This is a genomic window from Motilibacter aurantiacus (genome assembly GCF_011250645.1).
Classification (GTDB): domain Bacteria; phylum Actinomycetota; class Actinomycetes; order Motilibacterales; family Motilibacteraceae; genus Motilibacter_A; species Motilibacter_A aurantiacus.
Genome location: NZ_JAANNO010000001.1, coordinates 121,750 through 144,154 on the forward strand (window position 1 = coordinate 121,750; position 22,405 = coordinate 144,154).

Below are 22,405 nucleotides of genomic sequence, written 5' to 3' on the forward strand. Positions count from 1 at the left end.
TCTGCCAGATGGAATCACGAGGTGACCCAGAGTGACGTACTCGGACGACGAGTTCGTGGCACGGCTGCCGAAGGTGGAGCTCCACGTCCACCTGGAGGGCTCCCTTCAGCCCTCCACGCTGCTGCAGCTGCTGGGCAAGCACGGCGACCTGCCGGCGCTGCGGGCGATCCCGCGCTCGGCCGAGGGGCTGCGCGAGTGGTACGCCTTCCGCGACTTCGCGCACTTCATCGAGGTGTACCTCGCATCGGTCGAGGCGCTGCGCGACCCCGAGGACTTCGAGCTGCTGGCCCGCACGGCCGCGGACGCGCTGGCGGCCCAGCGGGTCCGCTACGCCGAGGTCACGTGGAGCCCGCAGCTGCACCTGGGCCGCGGGCTGAGCCTGCCCGACGTGTTCGCCGGCCTGGAGGCCGGTCGCGTCGCCGCCGAGGCCGAGCACGGGATCGTGCTGCGCTGGGTGACGGACGTCAGCGGCCACCTGCCGGTCGAGGCCGCCGACCGGGCGCTCGACGCCGTCCTCGCGCTCGAGGCTCCGTCGGTCATCGGGTTCGGGCTCGGCGGCCCGGAGGTCGACCGGGCGCCCTTCGCGCCGGTCTTCCGCCGGGCCCGCGCGGCCGGGCTGCGCAGCCTGCCCCACGCCGGCGAGGTGACCGGCCCGGACTCGATCCGGTCGGCCCTGGACGACCTCGGTGCCGAGCGCATCGGGCACGGCATCGCCGCCGTCCGCGACCCGGAACTGCTCGCCCGGCTGGCCCGCGAGCAGGTGGTCCTCGAGGTGTGCCCGACGAGCAACGTGCGCACCCGCGTCGTCGCGTCCCTCGCCGAGCACCCGCTGCGCCGGCTCCTCGACGCCGGCGTGCCGGTGACCGTGGCCAGCGACGACCCGCCGATGTTCGGGACGACCCTGAACCGGGAGCACCTGGCCTGCCTGCGCGAGCTCGGCCTGACGCGGGCGCAGTTGGCGGAGACCGTCGCGGTCGGCGTCCGGGCCGGATCCGCTCCGGAGCCGGTCCGGGCGGGACTGCTCGCCGAGCTGGCGGCCCTGCCCCTCGACTAGCCGCTCAGGCCCTGGCCGGCTCGTCCGCGGTCAGCCCGGGGAGCCCGTCGATGCTGCGGGCGTTGGCCTCGCGGCGGTACTCCGCCAGCCCCTCCGGCCCGCTGTGCTCGGCGCCGAGCCGGATGAGGTCGCGCTCGCCGACGAAGTCCATCACCGGCACGCCCCAGCCGCAGGAGTCGCTGACCCGCGTGACGTCGACGACCACGACGGCGCGGGTGCTCGGGTGCGGCGGGTGGCGGCGTACGACGTCCTCGAAGTCCGGCTCCCCCGGCAGCGCGACCCGGCCCGTCCCGTGCAGCCTGACGATGCGCGGGCGCTTGTCGAAGGCGCAGAACATCACGCAGATGCGGCCGTTCTCCCGCAGGTGGGCCGCGGTCTCGGTGCCGCTGCCGGTGTAGTCCACCCACGCGACGCGATCCGGGCCCAGAACCGAGAACGTGTCGTGGCCCCGTGGTGACACGTTGACGCGCCCGTCCGCGGCCAGCGGGGCGGTGGCGACGAAGAACAGGTGCTGCGCGTCGATCCACCGCCGCAGCGACTCGTCGATCCCGTCGAAGACCTTGCCCATGCCGAGCATCGTAGGTTCGCCGGGCGCAGCGGCTCTGCACGGAGCGGCCGCCCGCGTCCGACAGGCGAGGGAGCGAAGGCGGGCGAGGGCCTCGCGGAGCAGTCGCGGCGCGCGGGCGGGCGCACACCGACGCGTGGACCTGGTCCACGCCGACGGCCGGCGCAGCGGCAGGCTTGGCCCATGAGCCGATGGGACGACATCCGGGGCGACCGCACCGGGGCCGACTACGCCGCCCGCTTCGACGCGCTGAGCGCATCCGGAGCCGACGTCCACGGGGAGGCCGCGCTCTGCGCACGGCTCGCCGGGCCCGGGGCGCGCGTCCTCGACGCCGGCTGCGGGACGGGGCGCGTCGCCATCCGGCTCGCCGAGCTCGGGTACGCCGTGGTCGGGGTCGACCTCGACCCCGGCATGCTCGCCGTGGCGAGGGCGCGGGCACCGCACATCCCGTGGGTGGAGAGCGACCTCGCCGCCCTGGACCTGGGCCCGGCGGACGGCACGCCCTTCGACCTGGTCGTCGCCGCCGGCAACGTCGTCTCGCTCGTGGCACCGGGCACCGAGGCCGTCGTGGTCAGCGCCATGGCGGGCCGGCTGCGCCCGGCGGGGCTGCTCGTGGCCGGCTTCGGGCTCGACCCGGCCCACCTGCCGCTGGACGAGCCGACCGTGTCCCTCGCCCAGTACGACGCCTGGTGCGCGGGCGCCGGCCTGACGCTCGAGGACCGCTTCGCCACCTGGGACGGGCAGGCGTACGCGGGCGGCGGCTACGCGGTCAGCGTGCATCGGCGGGCAGGCTGAGGGCGGGAGGAAAAAACTCCCCGGGCGGGGGGAACCCTTCCGGGAGCCAGGGTCTTCAGGCAGGTGAGGGCGGCCGACCGGCCGCCCCGCCCCGGAAGCAACGGAGACCCTCATGCGCTCGTCCGCCCTCCCCCGTCGGAGCCTTCGCACCACCCGTCGCGCCACGGCGGGCGCGCTGGCGGCCGTCGCCACGCTCGCCCCGATCGCCGCCGCCCACGCCGCTCCGCCCGCCGTGCCCACCGCCCGGCAGATCGTCACGCACTTCGCCCAGCAGGACAGACTCGAGGCGTACGTGCAGCATCCGCGCGACGAGGGGCCGCGCACCGTCGTCCACGGCGGCCTGTGCTCGCAGCGCTTCGCAGGCGCCGGCTGCCGGCAGATGGTGTCCACCAAGGACGCCTCGGTCATGGTGTTCGGCACCGCCCGGCAGGCGTCCGACTGGGCGGGCAACGCCGACGACGTCGCCACCGCCGTGGGCCGGGTCGTGCTGTCGTACGGCAGCCCGGCGCGGGTCGCCGCCGACAAGCGGCCGGCGTACGAGCAGGCCCTGCGCGCCTACCTGCGCGACGCGGGGACGAAGGCGCCGGAAGCCGTCCGGATCGCCGTGCACCTCGCCTCCCAGGGCCTGCCCATGCGCGACGCGCGTGACGAGGGCCGTGGCGCCACCCGGCTGGGGCTGGCCGCCGAGATCCCCGGCGCGACCCAGCTCGTCACGACCGACGGCCCGGCCGTCCTCGAGTTCCGCGACGAGGCGGCCGCGAAGGAGTACGTCTCCAACGCCGACGACGCGACCTACCGCCACGGCACGGTCGTCCTCTCCTACGGCAGCCCCGCCCGCGTCGCGGCGCCGGTGCGGCCGGTCTTCGAGAAGGCGTTGCGCGCATACCTGCGCTGACCCGATGCTGGCGACGCCGCGCACCGTGCGCGGCGTCGCCGGCCTGCCGCACCCGAGAGCACAGAAGCGCAGCACACGAATGGACTTTCCATGAAGGAGCCGGAGGGGTTCCGCGGCTTCGTCGAGTCACGCTATGCGGCCCTCGTCCGCTTCGGCACCTTGCTCTGCGGGGACCCGGGGCGTGGCGAGGACACGGTCCAGGACGCCTTGTTGAAGACCCTGCAGGCGTGGGACCGGCTTGACCTGCACGGCGAGGGCGGCAACGGCGCGGAGGCCTACACCCGCACCGTGATGACGCACGCCGTCTGGCGCTCGGCGCGGCGCCGCTGGTGGGGCGAGCGCCCGACGGCTGAGCTGCCCGAGCTCGCGGACGCCGACGCGTACGCCGCCGCGGACACCGCCGACGCCGTGCGCCGAGCGCTCGCGGCGCTGCCCGCCCAGCAGCGCGTGGTCCTCGTGCTGCGCTACTGGGGCCAGCTGAGCGAAGCCGAGATCGCCGACCAGCTGAACTGCTCGGTCGGCACGGTGAAGAGCCGGGCCAGCCGGGCGATGGCTTCCCTGCGCGCGAGCGGCATGTTGGACGAGAGCCTCGAGGGAGGTGCCCGATGAGCCCCGACGACGCGCGGATGCTCGAGCTGCTCGAGCGCGCGGTGTCCGACGTACGGCCGCGCTCGCAGCGGCCGACCGACGACGTCCTGGCCCGGGCCGCCCGGCGCCCGTGGGCCCGGTTGAGCGCCCGCGTCCGTGGCCTTCTCGGAGCGCTCGTCACGGTCGGCGCGATCGGCGGCGGCGCGTACGCCTTCGGCGCGGCGAGCGGCCCGGACGAGCCGGCGCCCCCGCCGTCGGTGACGCTGGACGCCGTGCTCCCCGCCGGCTGGGCGTACGACGACAGCGGCGTCGTCGTCGGCTGCGGCACCGCGCTGACCCCGCGCACCGTCTACCGCGATGCGCGGATCGAGGACGTCACCGCCTGCGAGCCGGACGAGCAGCCGCAGGTCACCGGCCCCGTGCTCGTCGTCGGCACGGTCGCTGCGAGCGCACGGGAGAAGCTCGCGGTCAGTGGTACTCCCACGCTGGTGAACGGCCGGGCGGCCTGGGCGCTCACCAACGGCGAGAGCCCCGTCGGCATCGCCGTGGCCACACTGTCCGGGGACCGGGCTGCCGGCTACCTCGTGGCGTCACCCGGCGACCCGGCGGCCCCGGTCGGCCCGCCCGTCGACGGCGTCGACGTCTGGCCGGTGGCCGAGGAGGCACTGGCGCTGCGCGGCCAGGTCCGTGCCTCCGGTGCCGCCGAGCCCGCGCTCACGCTGCCGGCTGCCGTCGCGGAGATCCGGCTCACCCCGGGCATCAGCGGCTCGGGGCCGGACGCCCCGGCGTACGTCCGGAGCCCGGCCGGGATCGCTCGCGTGCTCTCGGCGCTGCGACAGCCGCCCGGGACGTTCCGCGAGGGCTGCCCGCAGGCCGAGGCGGAGGCCCGCAGCCTCTGGCTGCAGGACGCGGCGACGGGCCGCTGGTCGCGGGTCGTCGTCACCACCGCTGACGGCGGCTGCCGCACGGCCTGGTCCGAGCTCGGCGGGCGGGAGCCCGTCGGGGACCCCGTCGCGCTCGTGCGCCAGCTCGACGAGGGCGAGCCCACCCCGGCCGCCCCAGCCGGGGCCGAGGTGGCCGCCGCCCACGGGATCGAGGCAGCGGTCCCGGCCGGCTGGTCCGTCGCCCGCGCGCCCGAGTTCGACCCGTGCACGGCGACCGCGCCCACGGTCGTCCTCGCCGACCGCGTCGTCCCGAGCTGCGCCGCCGGGCACGGCCTGCGGCCGCACCAGCCGTACTTGTGGCTGTCGCCGACGGCCCTGGAGGACGGCAGCGTGCTCGCCGGCGACCCGACCCCTCGGCCGGGTCGCGACGGGTCGACGGTCGCCTGGAGCGACGAGGACCTCCTCGCCGTCGGCTCCTCCACGGTGAGCGGCCGGCTCGGCGTCCCCGAGCGGGGCGCGGCGCGCTTCCTGCTCGTGGGGGTGACCGGCGAGCGGGCGGTGGCGGCTGTCGAGCGGCTGGTGGGGCTCAGCCCTTGAGCGGGTCGTGGCCCCAGTTGCGCAGGCTCGCTCGCCAGCGCGAGTGCTCGACGTCCTCCTTGGCCGGCTTCTGCGCCAGGTGGCGGTGCACGTAGCCCGTCACCTTCCGCATGTGCGCTAGGTCGTCGTCGTCGAGGCCCCCCTTGGGCTTGCGCAGGATCTCCACGATGCGGCGGCCGGACTCGTGCCCGACGGACTCCTTGCCGTCGGCGGAGTTCTTGCGCTCCCCCCCGGCCCAACCGACCGACTGCGACTCCTCGGTGCCCAGCCACTCCTCGAGCTGCTTGGCCGTCATGTTGACCGCGTCCTCGAACGCCTCGACGGTCGCGGCCCGCTCGTCCTTCGTGTCGTCTGCCACGCGCAGGCGGTACCCCGTGAGCGCCGGTCCCACCCGCGGAGCCCCTCCGGCCCGACGCCGGACGCCATGGCGCGGCTCCACCGGCAGCAGAGCACCTTCTCCCGACTCGTCGGCCGGGCGCAGCGGGACGTCAGGCGAGGAAGGCCGCCAGCCGCTCGGCCTCCGCCGAGACCTCCGCCCGCGACTGCGGGCCCAGCGGCTCGAACTCGTGCAGCTCGACCCGCGCGCCCGCGGGCTTCCAGCTCCCCGCGACCGCCCCGTCCACCAGGAACGTGCCGATCGACTGCGGGGACCTCGTCGAGAACACGAGCGGGCGGAGCCGCTCCGGCAGGGCCCCGGCGCGCCGGGCGTGCACGAGCAGCGCCGCGTCCCAGGTGGGCAGGAACCGCACCGGCGCGGGGACGTCGCCGTCGGGCAGCGGCAGGCCGGGCAGGTCGATCAGCTCCACCCCGTCCTCGGCCAGGAAGCGCCGCAGCGGCAGCCGCGCCAGCACGGGCCCCAGAGCGCGGACGGGGAGCCCCGCCCAGTCGCCCACCGCCGCCGGCGTCGCCGGGCCGAAGGCCGTGAGGTAGCGCCGGACGAGCAGCTCGGGGCCGCGCTCCCCGTCATCGGCACCGGGAGCGCCGAGCCACGACTCGGCGGTCGCGAACAGGTCCGCCCGGCGCCGTTCCCACGTCCCCGACGGCGGCACGCGCACGAGGTCCAGCCAGAGCCCCGCCTCCGTCACCCGCACCGGCCGGGCCACCTGGTCCAGCGTGGCGCGCCTCACCGGCCCGTCGACGAGCGCCCGCCGCACGCGCTCGGCCGCCGCGGCGTACTCCTCCTCCGGGACGCCCCGTCCCGCCCGCAGCTGCCATCGGCGGCGCTCCTCCCGGACCGCGAGCGCCATGGGCCAGTAGTCCTCCGCCGACACCAGGTGGATCGTAGCCCGAAGCAGGGTTCCCTGAACCACTGCTCGCTCCTCGAGGAGGCGGGTCAGGCCGTCGCGGCTGAGCGCCCGCATGCGGGACCAGAGCCCGACGTACATCGAGGGGGCGTACTGGGCCTGGATGCCGCCGATGCGCTCCAGCACCTGCGGCACCGTGCCGGGGTGCGGGTCGAGCAGGCCCTGCCGGGCGAGCAGCGCGCGGTTGAGCTCGCGCGCGGTCAGCGTGCGCGGTCGCGCCACGGGAGCAGGCCCCGCGTCAGCCGAGGAAGCGGTCGACGGGGATCCCGCACTCGGACGCGGTCCGCCGGGCCGCCGCCACCGCCTCGTCCCGGGACTGCCGGATCGCCGACGTGTCGCCCTGTGCGACCGCGTCCGAGGCGCGCACGAGCGCGGCCTGCAGCGACTCGGCGGCAGTGCGCAGGTCGGCGTCCTCGATCTGCCCGACGCGCTCGCTCAGCCGGTCGGCCGCCTGGCGCACCTCCTGCGCGTCGACCTGCTGGGCGTCGGCGATCCGGCTCTGCAGCGTGTCCCCGGCCAGCGCGACGCAGTCGCGGGCCTTGGTGGCGCTGTCCACCGCGCCCTGCGCGCCGTCGACGGCATCCTGTGCCTCGCTGCACCCGGCGAGGGCGACGAGCAGGACGAGGGCGGACACGGAGCGGGCAGTTGTACGCATGGGCCCATTGTCCGGCACGTCCGGGGAAAGCCGCGCGAAACCGGGCCGGGGAAGGGCCGTTCGTCTGCGCGCCGCTGCCCCCGAGGTGCAGGATGCGGAGCCATGACACTCCTGGGGGACCTGGTCACGGCGGTCCGCTCCGGCCGCATCGAGGTGCTCGACCTCACCGCGCCGCTCGTCGACTCGACCCCGATCCTGCTGCTGCCCGAGCCCTTCGGCAACACCCGCCCGTTCCGGCTCGAGGAGATCAGCCGCTACGACGACCGCGGCCCGGCGTGGTACTGGAACAACATCTCGACCGGCGAGCACACCGGCACCCACCTCGACGCTCCCGTGCACTGGGTGACCGGGCAGGGCCTCGCCGACGTCTCCCAGATCCCCGCGCGCGAGCTGGTCGGCGCCGCGGCCGTGCTCGACTTCACCGCGGAGTCGGCCGCCGACCCCGACTTCCTGCTCGAGGTCGAGCACGTCAAGGCGTGGGAGGCCGAGCACGGGCAGCTGCCGGAGCAGGGCTGGCTGCTCTACCGCACCGGCTGGGACGCCCGTTCGCACGACCAGGAGGCATTCCTCAACGCCGACGAGGCCGGCCCGCACACGCCGGGCATCTCCGTCGAGTGCGCGCGCTGGCTCGCTGAGGAGGCGCCGATCCTCGGCGTCGGGGTGGAGACCGTCGGCACCGATGCCGGCGCGGCGGCCGGCTTCGACCCGCCCTTCCCCTGCCACTCCTTCCTGCTCGGCGCCGGCAAGTACGGCCTCACCCAGCTGCAGAACCTCGCCCTGCTGCCGCCGACGGGGGCGGTCCTGGTCACCGCGCCGCTGCCCATCGTCGGGGGGTCGGGCAGCCCTGCCCGCGTCCTGGCCCTCCTCGAGCGCTGACCGCCGCAGCATGCTGGTCGCGGAGGCCGTCGGCCGGACCCTCGCGCTGCTCGGCTGCGACACCGTCTTCGGCGTCGTCGGCAGCGGCAACTTCCACGTTACCAACGCGCTCGTGGCGGAGGGGGCACGCTTCGTCGCCGCGCGCCACGAGGGCGGCGCCGCCACCATGGCCGACGCGTACGCCCGCACGAGCGGCAAGGTCGGCGTGCTCTCCCTGCACCAGGGCTGCGGGCTGACCAACGCGCTCACCGGCATCACCGAGGCCGCGAAGAGCCGCACCCCGCTGGTGGTGCTCGCCGCCGAGGCGACGTCCCCCCGGTCGAACTTCGCGGTGGACCAGGACGCGCTCGCGGCCGCGGTCGGCGCGGCCCCGGAGCGGGTGGCCTCCGGGGGGAGCGCCGTCCAGGACGTGATGCGAGCGTTCCGTCGCGCTCGGGACGAGCGGCGCACGGTGGTGCTGAACCTCCCGCTGGACGTGCAGGCCGAGCTGTCCGGCCGGCTGCCCGAGGCCGCGGTCGCGGGCCTGCCGCCCGGCCCGCAGCCGCTGCGCCCGCGCCCCCAGGACGTCGCCCGGCTCGCCGACGCCCTCGCGGCGGCGGACCGCCCGGTGTTCATCGCCGGGCGGGGCGCCCGGTCGCCCGCCGCTCGCGACCGGCTGCTCGAGCTCGCCGACGCGACCGGCGCGCTCGTCGCCACGTCCGCGGTCAGCAAGGGCCTCTTCGCGTCGAGCCCGTGGTCCCTCGACGTGTCCGGCGGGTTCGCGTCCCCGCTCGCGGCCGAGCTGATCGCGGGCTCGGACCTCGTCGTCGGCTGGGGCTGCTCGCTCAACATGTGGACGCTGCGCCACGGCCGGCTCATCGGCCCGGGCGCCGCCGTCGCGCAGGTCGACGCCGACCCCGCCGCGCTCGGGGCCTACGTGCCCGTCCGCGTCGGCGTCGTCGGTGACGTGGCGGTCACCGCCGCCGCGGTCACGCACGAGCTGCAGGCCCGGTTCCGCCAGGCCCGCGGCTGGCGGACCGCAGTCCTGCGCGACCGGCTGTCCCGGCGCATCCGCTGGCGGGACGTGGCGTACGACGACGGCAGCGCGCGCGGGCGCATCGACCCGCGGACGCTCACCATCGCCCTCGACGACCTGCTTCCCGCCGAACGCGTCGTGGCCGTCGACTCCGGCAACTTCATGGGCTACCCGAGCATGTTCCTCTCGGTCCCCGACGAGAACGGCTTCTGCTTCACCCAGGCGTTCCAGTCGGTCGGGCTCGGCCTCGCGACGGCCATCGGGGCGGCGCTGGCCCGGCCGGACCGGCTGCCGGTCGCGGCGCTGGGCGACGGCGGGGCGTTGATGGGCGCCTCCGAGCTCGAGACGGCCGTCCGGCTCGGGCTCGGCATGGTCGTGGTGGTCTACGACGACGCGGCGTACGGCGCCGAGGTGCACCACTTCGGGCCCGACGGCCACCCGCTCGACAACGTCCAGTTCCCGGAGGCCGACATCGCCGCGATCGGCCGCGGGTTCGGGTGCGAGGCCGTCACCGTGCGCTCGCGCGAGGACCTCAGGGGCGTGCGGGAGTGGCTCGAGGGGCCTCGGGACCGGCCGCTGCTGCTCGACGCGAAGGTGACGCGCGACCGGGCCTCGTGGTGGTTGGACGAGGCGTTCCGCGGGCACTGACCGGCCTGTCGGCCCGAGGGGGCGGACCGGCCGGGGAGCCGTCGTCGGCACGCGCCAGGGCGGCCTGCGGGGCTGTACGGTCGAAGCCATGCAATGCCGTCGGTCAGAGCTCCCGGAGGGACGACGCGGATGAGGACGGGCATCGACACGGAGCACCTCGTGCCCTCCGTCCGCCCCCAGGACGACCTGTTCCGCCACGTCAACGGCAAGTGGCTGGACGAGGCCGAGATCCCTGCCGACCGGGCCTTCGACGGGGTCTTCTACCACCTGCGGGACGCCGCGGAGGAGTCGCTGCGCGCGATCCTCGAGGCCGCGGCCGCGTCCGACGCGCCCGCTGGAAGCGAGCAGCGCAAGATCGGCGACCTCTACGCCAGCTTCCTCGACGCGGAGCGGGCCGAGCGCCTCGGGGCCGGGCCGATCGCGGGCGACCTCGCCCGGTCGCTCGCCCTGCCGGACCGCGCGGCGCTCGTGCGCACGCTCGGGGAGCTCGCCCGCGGCGGGGTCATGGGCCCGTTCGTGATGTGGGTCAACACCGACGCCCGGCAGTCGGACCGCTACGTGCTCTACGTGGGCCAGGCCGGCCTGGGGCTCCCGGACGAGTCGTACTACCGGGACGACAAGTTCGCCGAGATCCGCGAGGCCTACGTCCTGCACGTCACGCGGATGCTGGAGCTGGCCGGCGTCCCCGACCCCAAGGCCGCGGCGCAGCGCGTCTACGAGCTCGAGGCCCGGCTCGCCGGGTCCCACTGGGACCGGGTGAGCAACCGCGACGCGGAGAAGACGTACAACAAGGTGGACCGGGCCGGGCTGGCCGCGCTCACCCCGGGCTTCGACTGGGCCGCGTGGGCCGACGCTCTCGGCGCCCCCGCGTCGCTGCTCGACGAGGTCATCGTCCGCCAACCGTCCTACCTCACCTCGCTGGCCGCCGCGCTCGACGAGGTGCCGCTCGAGGTGTGGCGCGAGTGGCTTGCCTGGCGGGTCGTCCGCGCCGCCGCCCCGTACCTCAGCTCGGCGTTCAGCGAAGAAAGCTTCGCGTTCTACGGCACGACCCTCACGGGCGCCCCCGAGGAGCGCGCCCGGTGGAAGCGGGCCGTCTCCTTCGTCGAGGGCGCCATGGGCGAGGCGGTCGGCAAGCTCTACGTCGCCGAGCACTTCCCGCCCGCCGCCAAGTCCGTGATGCAGGGCCTCGTCGCCAACCTCGTCGAGGCGTACCGGCAGGACATCACGACGCTGGACTGGATGAGCCCGGAGACGAAGGCCCGCGCGCTGGACAAGCTCGAGCGCTTCACGCCGAAGATCGGCTACCCCGACAAGTGGCGGGACTACTCGTCGCTCGAGGTCGACCGCGAGGACCTCGTCGGCAACCTGCGCCGCGCCGAGGCGTACGAGCTCGAGCGCGATCTAGCGAAGGTGGGTTCGCCCATCGACCGCACCGAGTGGTTCATGACGCCGCAGACGGTCAACGCCTACTACAACCCCGGGATGAACGAGATCGTCTTCCCCGCGGCGATCCTGCAGCCGCCCTTCTTCGACATGGAGGCCGACGACGCCGTCAACTACGGCGCGATCGGGGCGGTCATCGGCCACGAGATCGGCCACGGTTTCGACGACCAGGGGTCCAAGTACGACGGCGACGGCAACCTCAACGACTGGTGGACCGACGCGGACCGTGCCGCGTTCGAGGAGCGCACCGCGAAGCTCATCGCGCAGTACGACGAGTTCGAGCCGGCCCAGACACCCGGCCACAAGGTCAACGGCAGCCTCACCGTCGGCGAGAACATCGGCGACCTCGGCGGCGTGACCATCGCCTACAAGGCCTACCTGCTCTCGCTCGACGGTGCGGAGCCGCCCGTCCTCGAGGGCATGACCGGGCACCAGCGCTTCTTCTGCAGCTGGGCCCAGGCCTGGCGGAGCAAGGGGCGCGACGCCGAGGTGCTGCGCCGCCTCGCCATCGACCCGCACTCCCCCGGGGAGTTCCGCTGCAACGGCGTCGTCCGCAACCTCGAGGAGTTCCACGCGGCGTTCGCCGTCCAGCCGGGCGACGGGCTCTGGCTGGAGCCGGAGGAGCGCGTACGCATCTGGTGAGCTGACGCTCGTCCTTCGGGCCGCCCGCCGCACGGTGGGCGGCCCGTCGCGTTCCCGGTGGCGAGGCGCGAGGGGCGCTTCCGCGGACGTGCCGTGTCAGGCTGGGAGAGGCTGCCTGCCCGGGGCCACGTGTCGCGATCGGGCCACCTGCGCCGCGTCAGGGGCACCTCGGCCGTGGCAGGACGCGGCGTGAGTGCCCCTCCCGCCGTGGACGTCGCGCCCTGACCCTCCACCAGCGCGCCGCCCCACCTCGCACCCCAGGCCCGTCACGCCGACGCCCTGGCGATCGCCCGCCCCACAGGTTCAGCAACGAGCTCCACCTCTTTCCGGGCGACCCGTAGCGGATCTCCCGGAATTCCTCGGACAGCCACCCAACCGCCCCTGCTACCGCTCCGAAGGAAGGGTGTGCGGCGGGAAGGATCACCGCCCAGGAAGCGAAGGGAGGCGACAGCAACACCCCGGGGACACGTCCCCCACGCTTCGCCGCAGCAATGCACTTCACCGAAGTGCCCTACAGCTGTCGATGACCTGCAGAAGCGTCACATCACTCCACCCGTGCAGAATGGGGTTTCGCATGTTCGGAAAGTCCCTCGTCGTCGACATGGTCAACAGGAGCGCAGAGAACGCCACCGACCGGCGCGCTTTCCTGCGCAGTGCCGGGTTCGCCGGCCTCGGCGTGGCGGGTGCCGGCGCGCTCGCTGCAGTGGGCGCGGGTGAGGCGCACGCCGACGAGGCGAGCGACGGCGCCGTGCTGAACTTCGCGCTGAACCTCGAGTACCTCGAGGCCGAGTTCTACTCGCACGCCGCGTACGGCAAGGGCCTGGACGATGCGCTGACGACCGGCACCGGCACGCAGGGCGGCGTCATCGGCGGCCGCCGCGTCCCGTTCAAGACCACGTCGATCGCCCAGTTCGCCACGGAGATCGCCGCGGACGAGATCCACCACGTGAAGTTCCTGCGCAAGGCGCTCGGCGGCGCGGCCGTCTCGCGCCCCGCGATCGACCTGAAGACGAGCTTCACCGCGGCCGCCCGCGCCGCCAAGCTCATCGGGCCGAACCAGACGTTCGACCCGTTCGCGAACGAGAACAACTTCATGCTGGCCGCGTTCATCTTCGAGGACGTCGGCGTCACGGCCTACAAGGGTGCGGCCCCGCTCATCACGAACAAGGCCTACCTCGAGGCAGCAGCCGGCATCCTCGCCGTCGAGGCCTACCACGCCGCGACGATCCGCACCTCGCTGTGGAACCGCGGGCTGGTCAAGGAGACCATCGCCATCTCCGACGCCCGTGACTCGCTGCACGGCGGCGCCGACTCCGACCAGGGCATCGGCTACCCGCGCGGCGACAAGAGCTGGTTCGCCAACATCGTGCCGGCGGACAACAACGGCATCGCGTTCAGCCGCACCCCCGGCGAGGTGCTCAACATCGTCTACCTCTCGCCCGACAAGGTCACCAAGGGCGGGTTCTTCCCCGCCGGCGTCAACGGCGCCGTCAACGCCAGCAGCTGACCCGGCACGTTCGCACCGCAGGCACGGGAGGCCGGGCGCCCACGCCCGGCCTCCCGGGGGCATCCGAAGGAGCAGCTCCGTGTTCGACTCGACGCATCTCGTCCGGCCCGCCCTCGCCCTGTACGCCGGGGCGGTGGCGGTCGCCGCCGCCACCGCGCAGTGGGTGCCCGCGCTCGTGATCGCAGCCGGTGCCGGCGCGCAGACGGCGTACCGCCGGGCGCGCGGCTGATGTTCGACCCGGCCCTCTACGACCGGCGGGTCCTGCCCGGCGGCAGCCGGCGGCTCCTCCCCGACCGGCGCGTACGCCTCGGCACCCTCGCCCGGACGGCCGGCCCGGGGCTCGTGGTCGCCGTCGCGTACGTCGACCCCGGCAACTTCGCCACGAACGTGCAGGCCGGCGCCCTGCTCGGCAGCCGCCTGCTGTGGGTCGTCCTCGCGGCCAGCGCCGTCGCGATGCTCGTGCAGTACCTCGCGGCGAAGGCCGGCGCGGTCACGGGCCGCAGCCTGCCCGAGCTCTGCCGCGACACCTACCCGCGGCCGGTCACCGCCGGCCTGTGGGTCAGCGCCGAGGTCGTCGCCATGGCCACCGACTTCGTCGAGATCGTCGGCGGCGCGATCGCGCTCCACCTGCTGTTCGGGATGCCCCTGCCGGTGGGCGGGGCGCTCGTCGGCCTGGCCGGGACCCTGCTGCTGCTCCTGCGCGGGCGGCGCAGCCGGTTCCAGGGCGCGGTGGCGGCCCTGCTCGCGGTCATCGTCGGCTGCTTCCTCTACGCGGCCTGGCAGCTGGGTGTGGGCAGCCCCGCGCAGCTGGCCGGCGGCCTCGTCCCCGGCTTCGGCGGCTCGGACGGCCTGCTGCTCGCCACCGGCATCGTCGGGGCGACGATCATGCCGCACGCGGTGTACGTCCACTCTGCGCTGACCGCCGAGCAGCGCAGCGCGAGGCTGCGCCGTTGCAGCGGCGCGACCCTGCGCGCGCACCGGGTCGACGTCATGGCCGCCCTCGGCGTCGCCACCGTGACCAACGCGGCGATCCTGCTCGTGGCAGCCTCCGCCCTGCACGTGCCCGGCGCCACCACGGTCGTCGACACCCTCGACGACGCGTACGCGGGGTTGAAGGCCGCCAGCCCCGCGGTGGGCCTGGCCTTCGTCCTGGCCCTGCTGGTCGCCGGGCTGGCCGCCTCCTGCGTCGGCACGTACGCCGGCGACGTCGTCATGCAGGGCTTCCTGCGCCGGCGGGTGCCCGTGCTCGTCCGGCGGGCCGTGACCCTCGCCCCGGCGCTCGCCCTGCTCTGCACGGGCGTCGAGCCGACCAAGCTGCTCCTGCTCAGCCAGGTCGTCCTCTCGGTCGGGCTGCCGGCCGCCCTGCTGCCGCTGCTGCACCTGACGGCCAAGCGGTCGGTCATGGGCGAGCACGTGAACCGGCGCTCGACGACGGCGACCGCGGCGCTGGCGTGCGCGGCGGTGGTCACGCTGAACGGCGTGGTGCTTGCCACCGCGCTGGGTTGAGCGGCCCCCACCGCCGGTAGGGTCGGGGCACATGGCCAGTACCGGAGCCGCCCCCGGGCGGCACCGCACCCCCGACCGGCCCCGGGCGAGCCACGAGCCGGAGGCCATGGACAGCGACGACGTGCGCCTGCGCGACCTGCGGCGCATGAAGCGCCGCGCGACCGGGCTGCTCGCCGCCACGGCGGCGGTCTTCCTGCTGACCTTCGCCCTGCCGGACACCACCGCCGTCGGCTTCCTGCGGTCCGCAGCCGAGGCCGGGATGGTGGGCGGGCTGGCCGACTGGTTCGCGGTGACGGCGCTCTTCCGCCGCCCGCTCGGGCTCCCGATCCCGCACACCGCGCTGGTGCCGACACGCAAGGACGCGCTCGCTGAGAACCTCGGCCAGTTCGTCACGGGCCACTTCCTGACCCGCGACACCCTGCACGCCCGGCTCGCCGAGGCCCGGCTCCCGGCCCGGCTGGGCGCCGCCCTCGCGACGCCCGCCGTGGCCGAGCGGTTGAGCAAGGAGGCGACGACCGCCGCCGTCGCCGCGCTGTCGTCGCTACGCCCGGACGACCTCACCGAGGCCGCGCTGGAGCTCGCCCGGCGCGACGTGGCGGCCCGGTCGTACGCCTGCCTGCTCGGCCGCTTCCTCGCCGACCGCGTCGAGGGCGGGGCCCACCGGCCCCTCGTCGACCTGGTGCTCCCCTACCTGCGGACGTCCCTCAGCGAGAACCGCGCCACCCTGCGCGTGCACCTGCAGGACCTCGGCGACGGCATGGGGGTGCTCGCCTCGCTGTTCGTCACGGCCAAGCGGGCCGACCGGCTGCTCGGCGGTGTCATCGAGCTGCTCCGCGCGATGGAGGACGACCCGCACCACCAGCTGCGCGGGGTGCTGGAGCGCTTCCTGCGCAGCCTCGCCACCGACCTCCAGCAGGACCCGGAGCTGGCGGCCCGCGTCGACCGGCTGCTCGGCGACGTCCTCGACGACCCGCAGACCCAGAACTGGCTTTCCGGAATCGTGGACGGGGCGCTGCAGACGGCGCAGACGGCGCTCGCCACCCCGGACAGCGCGCTCCGGCAGCGCCTGACGCGCCTGCTCATGGAGCTGGGGACGCGGGCCGTCGAGGACGCGGAGTTCCAGGCGCGGCTGCAGCGCTGGTCCGAGCAGTCGGTGATGTACCTCGTCGACAACTACGCCGAGGAGTTCACCCGCCTCGTCCGCGACACCGTGGCCGGGTGGGACGGCCCCGCGACCGCCCACCGCATCGAGCTCGCAGCCGGCCGCGACCTGCAGTTCATCCGGGTCAACGGCACCGTGGTCGGCGCGCTGGCCGGCCTTGTCATCCACGCCGTCGCGGTACTGCTCGGCTGAAGCCCCGTTCAGGAGAACGGGGTGACCGGCCGCTCCTGCAGCTCGCCGTCGAGGAAGACGTCGACCTTCTCGTCGTAGAACGCGACCAGCCCGGCGACCTTCTGGCTCTCCGGGAGCGGTGAGCGGTAGCACCAGGCCAGGTCCGCGTGCTCGCGGGGCTCCCCGCCCTGGGCGCCCGGCAGGACCACGGACCACCAGTCGGCGACGCCCTTGTAGGGGCAGCGCGAGACGGTGTCGGCCCGCCGCAGCAGCTCGAGGCGTACGTCTCCCATCGGCAGGTAGTAGCGCGGCGGGAGGCCGGTCTCGAAGAGGATGCGCGGCTGGTCCGAGTCGGCCAGCTCGACGCCGTCGAGCTCGATGCGCACGTGCCGTGAGCTGGCCAGGACGTCGACGCGCGTGTAGGGGTCGCGCGGGTGCACGTAGACCGGCTCGTCCTCCTCGAGCCACTCGTCCATCGCCTCCCAGTCCAGCCGGACGGCGTCGCGCAGCTCGGGCAGGGGCGAGCCCGGGTAGGCGAGCGCCGCGTCCGGCACCGTGCGGCCGGCCACCGAGACGTCCAGCACGTGCCCGTCGCCCCGGCTCGGCGACCGCTCGACCCGCCCGGTGTCGGAGAGCTCCGCGCGCACGTCCGCGCGCGGCACGTAGTAGGTCGGGTAGTAGGGCTTCTCCCAGACCAGCAGGGCCGAGCGGGTGTCGGCCACGACGACTCCGTCGACGAGGGCACGCACCCGCTTCGGGGAGGGCTCGACCCGCACGCGCCCCCGGGCCCGGCCCCCGGCCCGGCGCACCGCCTGCCGATTCTCGGTACCGGTCGTCGCCTCGTCCATGATGGGATTCCCTTCCCGCCCGCCGGTGCCACGCCGGCCCCCGTACCGTCCTCGTGCGATTCTCGCCGAGCAACGGCCGGGGAGCGGCAGCGGTTTCGACACGTCGCATCGACGGGCACGGACGGAGACAGAGCGTTGCGAGGGACGGGGTTGGCCGGCACGGGGCTCGTCGTGCTCTCGGCGGCGGGTTTCGGCACCATGGCGGTCTTCGCCAAGCTGGCGTACGACGCCGGCGCCGACGTGCACGGCGTCCTGCTCGTCCGCTTCCTGCTCGCGGCACTGCTGCTGCGCGGGCTCATGGCGCTCACCGGCACGGCCTGGCCGCGCGCGCGGGACCTGCGCATCCTGCTGGCGATGGGCGCGGTCGGGTACGTCGTGCAGTCCCTGACCTACTTCGCCGCCCTGACGCGGCTGCCGGCGGGAACGGTCGCGGTCGTGTTCTACAGCTACCCGGTGCTGGTCACCGTCGCGGTCGCCGTCCTCAGCCGGCAGGCCCCCCGGCTCGCGGCCGCCGTCGGCTGCCTGCTGGCGACGGTCGGCGTCGCGGTCGTCGCCGGCCCCTCGCTCTCCGGCGACGCGCTCGGCCTGCTGCTGGCCGCGACCGCCGCCGTGACGTACACCGGCTACATCCTGGCCGGCAGCCGGCTCTCCCCCGAGGTCAGCCCGGTCGCCGCCACGACCGTCGTCTGCACCGCAGCGGCCGCCGTGTACGCGGTGGGCTGGGTGGTCGAGAACCCGTCCTTGCCCTCCACACCGGGCGGCTGGGCCGCGACGGCGGCCACGGCCGTCGTCTCGACGGTGCTGGCCATCCCGACGTTCTTCGCCGGGATCAAGCTGCTCGGCCCGGCCCCCGCGGCCGCCATCAGCAGCGCCGAGCCGATCTTCACGGCGCTGTCGGCCTTCCTCGTCTTCGACGAGCGGCTCTCGGCCTGGCAGGTCGTCGGCGCGGGGCTCGTGTGCGTGTCGGTGGCCGTCGTCAGCCTGGCGAGCACGCCGACGCAGCGGGCCGAGTCGTCGGCCGTGGCGGTCGACCGGTGAGCGGGCCGACGGCGGGCCCGTACGCGGTGCACCGCGCCGTCCCCGACGACTGGGGGCAGGTGCGCGAGGCCCGCTTGCGCGCGCTGGCCGACGCGCCGGAGGCGTTCGGCGCCGGCCTGGAGGCGGAGCGGTCCCTCGACGAGGCGGCCTGGCGGCGCCGGGTCGTGGACGAGGCGTGGTTCCTTGCCACCACGGGCGGGTGCCCGGTCGGCGTCGTGGCGGCCACCGAGGAGAGCCTGCATCCGGGGCAGCGCCGGCTCGTGGCCATGTGGGTGGACCCCGCGCACCGTGGCGGCGCGGTCGCCACGGCCCTGGTGGAGGCGCTCTGCGACTGGGCCCGTGCCCTTCCCGTCGCCGCCGTCAGCCTCCGGGTGACCCAGGCGAACGGGCGGGCACGCCGGCTCTACGAGCGGCTCGGCTTCGTGCCGACCGGGGAGCTGGAGCCGATGGCCGGCGCGCCCGAGGCGCGCGTGGAGCGGATGCAGCGCCGGCTCTGACGCGGCGGGCGCCCGCCCCCGGGTGTCGTCCCCAGCACCCGGGGGCGGACGGGCTCCTCCGCGTCAGGCGGCCGGCCCCGCCGTCGCGTACATCGCCGAGCCGATGAACTCGAGCGACAGCTTGAGCCGGTCGAGGCTGACGTTCAGCGCGACCGTGTCCTCGGGGGTGTGGTACGGCGGCTCGAGCAGGGCGGGGCTCGCCTCCGCCCGCCAGGTGAAGTTGCCGCTGGCGATCCCGACGTCCTGGAACGACTGGTGGTCGCTGGACCCGCGCATGGTGACCGACGAGAGCATCTGGGAGTAGCCGAGCCGGCCGGCGGCGGCGATCACCGCGGAGGTCGCGGCGTTCGCCTGCCCGTTGGCCGAGAGCACCCAGTACATCGTCGCCTGGTCCCAGCTCGTGGCGACCATGTCGTTGTTGAAGACCGCGAGGTAGCGCTGGCGCTGCGCCGGCGAGAGCCCCGCGACGTAGTAGCGCGACCCGATCAGCCCCTGCTCCTCCGAGCCCCACAGCCCGAACTGGATCGTCGCGTCCGTCGGGAGCTTGCGCAGCGTCTGCGCCAGCTCCATCGTCAGCGCGGTGCCGGAGCCGTCGTCGTTCGCGCCCTTCGCGCCGATGACCGAGTCGTAGTGGGCGCAGACCATGACGACCGGCGCCGCGGGGTCGCCGGCACGCTCGGCGAGCACGTTGCGCGACGTCAGGCCGCGGTGCGCCTCCGTGCGCACCCGCAGGTCCAGCGGCCCGCCTGCCACGAGCGCCCGCAGCCGCTCCTTCTGCACCTGGGCCGCGCCGAGGACCGGGATCGCGACCGGCGTGGTGAGCCGCGGCGTGAACGCCCCCGCCCGGCGGGGGAAGACCAGGTCGGCGGCGAGGAACACGACCGCGGCCGCGCCGCGGGCCACGGCCGTCGCGACCACCGTGTTGCGGGCGGACGCGACGTAGTCGACGAGCAGGATCTTGCCCGTCACGTCAGCGGGGTAGCTGCCGGGAGCGCCGTCGCCGGCGTCCACCGTCTCGCCGCGTACGACGGTGTCGAGCGCGCCCTCCGGCGACGCCCCCACCTGCCAGCAGATGTCCTGCGGCAGCGGCGTGCCACCGCGGCGCTCGAGCTCGCCCAGGAACTTGTCCGCGACGGGGAACGGCTGCATCCGGGTGTCGTAGCCCCAGCGGTCCAGCCGCTCGGCGAGGTACTCGGCCGCCTCGGCCTCGGAGTCGGTGCCGCCGATGCGCGGGCCGATGCCCTCGCTGAGCTTCACGATGTGGTTCAGCGCGCGCTCGGGGTGCAGCAGCGAGAAGAGCCGCTGCTCGTCGGCCGGGAGCGCCGCCGCTGCGCCCGCCCTCGCCCGGGCCGGCGCGGCCCAGGCCGCTCCCGGCATCAGCGTCGCCGCCGCCGAGCCGGCCAGCAGGGCGATCACCCGCCGCCGGTCGAGCCCCCGACCGGCCTCGCAGTCGCAGCCGGCTCCGTCGTGTCCGCTCATGATTCGCTCCCTGGACGTGCCTTCGAGCCCCGGTCGGCGCGGCCGGGGTGGAGCGGACGTTAGAGCGCCGAAAGGGCAATATTCAAGACCTTGGCGCAACTATCGAGCAATCCGTGGTGATCCCTCAAATCCCCCTCAACCATGGGAAGGAAGGGGCACATCGGTGAAACGCGCGAGCAACATCGGCGTGGTCAGGACACGAAGGCCCGGCGGTACGCGGTGGGCGACGTGGAGAGCGCCCGGCGGAACTGCTGCCGAAAGGTCACGACGCTCTCGAAGCCCGTGGCCGCCGCCACCTCCTCGACGCTCAAGCAGCCCGCTTCGAGCAGCGGCAGGCTCGCCTGCACCCGCTGAGCGGTGAGCCACTTCACCGGGGAGTTCCCCGTGCGCCGCAGGAAGTGGCGTGAGTAGCTGCGCGGGGACATCAGGGCGCGGGCCGCCAGGTCGGCAAGGCTGATCGGCGAAGCGAGATTCTGTAGTGCCCACTCCATGCTGCGGGCGACCGCGTCGTCCCCCGGCCCCTGCGCCACCGGCGCCTCGATGAACTGTGCCTGCCCGCCCTCGCGGTGGGCCGGGACGACGAGCCGCCGCGCGACGGAGTTCGCGACCGTCGCCCCGTGGTCCAGCCGGATGAGGTGCAGGCACAGGTCGATCCCCGCCGCGCTTCCCGCGCTGGTGTAGACGTCCGCATCGGCGGTGTAGAGCACGTCGGCGTCGACGGTGACCTGCGGGAAGCGCTCGGACAGCAGCGGGGCGTAGCGCCAGTGGGTGGTGGCCCGGCGCCCGTCGAGCAGCCCGGCCTGGGCCAGGGCGAACGCGCCCGAGCAGATCGACACGACGCGCGCCCCGCGGGCGTGTGCCGCCCGCAGCGCGCCCAGCAGCTCCGGGGCGACGTCGCCGTGCACGTCGGCCACCCCCGGCACGATCACGGTGCCCGCCCGCGCGACGGCCTCGAGCCCGTGCGGCGCATCGACGGTGAGCCCGCCGACCGTGCGCACGGCCGCCCCGCCCGGGGTGCAGACGCTCAGGGAGTACCACGCCACCTCCAGCTCCGGGCGCGGCAGCCCGAACACCTCGATCACGATGCCGCTCTCGAACGGCGACATCCCGTCGAAGAGGACCAGGGCCACCTCGTGCGGCGCGGGCGCGATCCCGATCGTCATGCCTCCCACCGTAGTGGCGAGAACTCATCGGTACGCGGCGTTCGCGCCACTCGCGACGAGGGGCACGCTGAGCCAGCCTGGGTCCGTCCGGAACCCCGACGGGAGGCCCTTGTGAACGCGGTGGAGTACTTCATCCGGCGACTGCAGCACGAGACCGATGTCTCCGACGTCGCAGCCCGGCTCGAGGCCGGCGACACCGGCTTCGTGCTCGTCGACGTCCGTGACGAGGCGGCCTGGAACCAGGGGCACGTCCCGGGCGCGCTCCACCTGCCACGACGCGAGATCGTCGGGCGCGCCGGGACGCTCGTCCCGAGCGGCACGCAGGTGGTGACGTACTGCTGGGGCCCGGGGTGCAACGGCGCGACGAAGGGCGCACTGGCCTTCGCCGAACTCGGCTACGCGGTCAAGGAGATGCTGGGCGGCTACGAGTACTGGGTGCGCGAAGGGCTCGGGATCGACTCCGGCCGCGGCCTGCGCCGTCCCGAGCCGGACGCGTTGACGGTGGTCGTCGGCTCAGCCGCCTGCGCCTGCTGACCCGGCGCGCTCTTCGCTCCGGCGAGGTCGGGCGCCGGACGGACGAGCACCACGATGCACGCCGCCTCGCGGCCGAGAGCGGCCGTCGCGCTCGTGCCGGGGGCCCGGCCGGGCTGCGGTACGTCCGGCTGCGCGACCGGGGCCTCGGCGGCACGTCCGGCCTGTTCGAGCGGCCTGTGGCCGCTTGCCGGGAACGCGCCCGCGGCCAGGAACGCGCCCGCTCTGACGTAGAACGGCACGTGCAGTGCCCAGTAGTCGGCGAGCTCGCCCGCGGCACAGGCCGCGAGGCCGCCGCCGTTGACGCGCAGGAAGCCGTAGGCCGAGGAGGCGACCGGCCGTTCGACGGGCGGGACCTCCGTGACAGCCTGCCTCATCGACGTGTCGTTGACGCCGATGAAGGCGCCCGAGACGGTGGCGACGATGACCGTCCGCGGCGACCCGGCCCCGGCCACCATCACCCTGAGGACGAGCGCGAGCGCGGCGGACACGGCGTACACGCTGCGGGCGGTGCCGAACCGGACGAGCCCCGTCGTCAGGAG

The 22,405-nt window shown here is 74.9% G+C and carries 23 protein-coding genes; 15 read left to right on the forward strand and 8 right to left on the reverse strand.

All coding sequences use genetic code 11. From position 1 onward, the window contains the following. Positions 1-31: 31 nt before the first annotated feature. The gene (gene add / locus G9H72_RS00595) at positions 32-1,054 is read left to right on the forward strand and encodes an adenosine deaminase (RefSeq protein ID WP_166166123.1); all 1,023 of its coding nucleotides are present in this window, start codon (positions 32-34) and stop codon (positions 1,052-1,054) included. Positions 1,055-1,058: 4 nt separating this feature from the next. On the opposite strand, the gene G9H72_RS00600 is transcribed toward add, so the two are convergent. Next, a complete protein-coding gene (locus G9H72_RS00600) occupies positions 1,059-1,622 on the reverse strand; it encodes a pyridoxamine 5'-phosphate oxidase family protein (RefSeq protein ID WP_166166125.1) in 564 nt (187 codons plus the stop codon). Positions 1,623-1,802: 180 nt separating this feature from the next. Between G9H72_RS00600 and G9H72_RS00605 the strand changes: the two genes are divergently transcribed. From G9H72_RS00605 to G9H72_RS00620, 4 genes are all read left to right on the forward strand, one after another. After that, positions 1,803-2,414 (forward strand): class I SAM-dependent methyltransferase, encoded by a 612-nt coding sequence (locus G9H72_RS00605; RefSeq protein ID WP_166166127.1) that lies wholly within the window; start codon positions 1,803-1,805, stop codon positions 2,412-2,414. A 112-nt stretch (positions 2,415-2,526) separates the two neighbouring features. Next, complete coding sequence (locus tag G9H72_RS00610) at positions 2,527-3,309, forward strand: hypothetical protein (RefSeq protein WP_166166129.1); 783 nt, start codon at positions 2,527-2,529, stop codon at positions 3,307-3,309. 90 nt (positions 3,310-3,399) lie between these two features. After that, positions 3,400-3,918 (forward strand): SigE family RNA polymerase sigma factor, encoded by a 519-nt coding sequence (locus G9H72_RS00615; protein WP_166166131.1) that lies wholly within the window; start codon positions 3,400-3,402, stop codon positions 3,916-3,918. Next, positions 3,915-5,378 carry a hypothetical protein gene (locus G9H72_RS00620; protein WP_166166133.1) on the forward strand — a complete coding sequence of 488 codons (1,464 nt, stop codon included), beginning with the start codon at positions 3,915-3,917 and terminating at the stop codon, positions 5,376-5,378. Before G9H72_RS00615 ends, G9H72_RS00620 begins: the two co-directional genes overlap by 4 nt. Here G9H72_RS00620 and G9H72_RS00625 read toward each other — a convergent pair. The 3 genes from G9H72_RS00625 to G9H72_RS00635 form a co-directional block, all read right to left on the reverse strand. After that, positions 5,368-5,736, reverse strand: coding sequence for a DUF3140 domain-containing protein (locus G9H72_RS00625; protein WP_166166135.1), 369 nt, complete (start codon positions 5,734-5,736; stop codon positions 5,368-5,370). The genes G9H72_RS00620 and G9H72_RS00625 overlap by 11 nt on opposite strands. 130 nt (positions 5,737-5,866) lie before the next feature. Next, the gene (locus G9H72_RS00630) at positions 5,867-6,904 is read right to left on the reverse strand and encodes a winged helix DNA-binding domain-containing protein (RefSeq protein WP_331271861.1); all 1,038 of its coding nucleotides are present in this window, start codon (positions 6,902-6,904) and stop codon (positions 5,867-5,869) included. Between the two features lie 16 nt (positions 6,905-6,920). Next, positions 6,921-7,337 (reverse strand): hypothetical protein, encoded by a 417-nt coding sequence (locus G9H72_RS00635; protein ID WP_166166137.1) that lies wholly within the window; start codon positions 7,335-7,337, stop codon positions 6,921-6,923. Positions 7,338-7,439: 102 nt separating this feature from the next. Between G9H72_RS00635 and G9H72_RS00640 the strand changes: the two genes are divergently transcribed. The 7 genes from G9H72_RS00640 (at position 7,440) to G9H72_RS00670 (ending at position 16,328) form a co-directional block, all read left to right on the forward strand. After that, positions 7,440-8,213, forward strand: coding sequence for a cyclase family protein (locus tag G9H72_RS00640; RefSeq protein WP_166166139.1), 774 nt, complete (start codon positions 7,440-7,442; stop codon positions 8,211-8,213). A gap of 10 nt (positions 8,214-8,223) precedes the next feature. Further along, positions 8,224-9,876, forward strand: a complete 1,653-nt coding sequence (locus G9H72_RS00645) for a thiamine pyrophosphate-binding protein (protein ID WP_166166141.1) — start codon at positions 8,224-8,226, stop codon at positions 9,874-9,876. Positions 9,877-10,005: 129 nt separating this feature from the next. After that, on the forward strand, positions 10,006-11,961 hold the full coding sequence (locus G9H72_RS00650) for a M13 family metallopeptidase (RefSeq protein WP_166166143.1): 1,956 nt from the start codon (positions 10,006-10,008) through the stop codon (positions 11,959-11,961). Between the two features lie 574 nt (positions 11,962-12,535). Next, positions 12,536-13,468: a ferritin-like domain-containing protein gene (locus G9H72_RS00655; RefSeq protein ID WP_166166145.1), complete on the forward strand. Its 933-nt coding sequence runs from the start codon at positions 12,536-12,538 to the stop codon at positions 13,466-13,468. A gap of 79 nt (positions 13,469-13,547) precedes the next feature. Next, positions 13,548-13,697: a hypothetical protein gene (locus G9H72_RS00660; protein ID WP_166166147.1), complete on the forward strand. Its 150-nt coding sequence runs from the start codon at positions 13,548-13,550 to the stop codon at positions 13,695-13,697. Further along, positions 13,697-14,974: an Nramp family divalent metal transporter gene (locus tag G9H72_RS00665; RefSeq protein ID WP_166166149.1), complete on the forward strand. Its 1,278-nt coding sequence runs from the start codon at positions 13,697-13,699 to the stop codon at positions 14,972-14,974. The genes G9H72_RS00660 and G9H72_RS00665 overlap by 1 nt, the downstream gene beginning before the upstream one ends. Positions 14,975-15,005: 31 nt before the next feature. Beyond that, a complete protein-coding gene (locus G9H72_RS00670) occupies positions 15,006-16,328 on the forward strand; it encodes a DUF445 domain-containing protein (RefSeq protein WP_166166151.1) in 1,323 nt (440 codons plus the stop codon). Positions 16,329-16,336: 8 nt separating this feature from the next. Here the strand turns inward: G9H72_RS00670 and G9H72_RS00675 are convergent, their stop codons facing one another. Next, a complete protein-coding gene (locus G9H72_RS00675) occupies positions 16,337-17,155 on the reverse strand; it encodes a DUF427 domain-containing protein (RefSeq protein WP_166166153.1) in 819 nt (272 codons plus the stop codon). A gap of 150 nt (positions 17,156-17,305) precedes the next feature. On the opposite strand from G9H72_RS00675, the gene G9H72_RS00680 reads away from it, so the two are divergent. Continuing rightward, positions 17,306-18,193, forward strand: coding sequence for a DMT family transporter (locus tag G9H72_RS00680; protein ID WP_166166155.1), 888 nt, complete (start codon positions 17,306-17,308; stop codon positions 18,191-18,193). Beyond that, on the forward strand, positions 18,190-18,690 hold the full coding sequence (locus G9H72_RS00685) for a GNAT family N-acetyltransferase (RefSeq protein ID WP_166166157.1): 501 nt from the start codon (positions 18,190-18,192) through the stop codon (positions 18,688-18,690). The genes G9H72_RS00680 and G9H72_RS00685 overlap by 4 nt, the downstream gene beginning before the upstream one ends. 63 nt (positions 18,691-18,753) lie before the next feature. Here G9H72_RS00685 and G9H72_RS00690 read toward each other — a convergent pair whose 3' ends face one another. Both G9H72_RS00690 and G9H72_RS00695 read right to left on the reverse strand, forming a co-directional pair. Beyond that, on the reverse strand, positions 18,754-20,169 hold the full coding sequence (locus tag G9H72_RS00690) for a M28 family peptidase (RefSeq protein ID WP_166166159.1): 1,416 nt from the start codon (positions 20,167-20,169) through the stop codon (positions 18,754-18,756). Between the two features lie 191 nt (positions 20,170-20,360). Then, positions 20,361-21,332, reverse strand: coding sequence for a helix-turn-helix domain-containing protein (locus G9H72_RS00695; RefSeq protein ID WP_166166161.1), 972 nt, complete (start codon positions 21,330-21,332; stop codon positions 20,361-20,363). A 111-nt stretch (positions 21,333-21,443) separates the two neighbouring features. Here G9H72_RS00695 and G9H72_RS00700 point away from each other — a divergent pair, with 111 nt between their 5' ends. Then, positions 21,444-21,866, forward strand: coding sequence for a rhodanese-like domain-containing protein (locus G9H72_RS00700; RefSeq protein ID WP_331271862.1), 423 nt, complete (start codon positions 21,444-21,446; stop codon positions 21,864-21,866). On the opposite strand, the gene G9H72_RS00705 is transcribed toward G9H72_RS00700, so the two are convergent. Then, entirely contained in the window at positions 21,755-22,354 is a 600-nt protein-coding gene (locus tag G9H72_RS00705) for an MFS transporter (protein ID WP_166166165.1), read from the reverse strand. The genes G9H72_RS00700 and G9H72_RS00705 overlap by 112 nt on opposite strands. Positions 22,355-22,405: the final 51 nt, after the last annotated feature.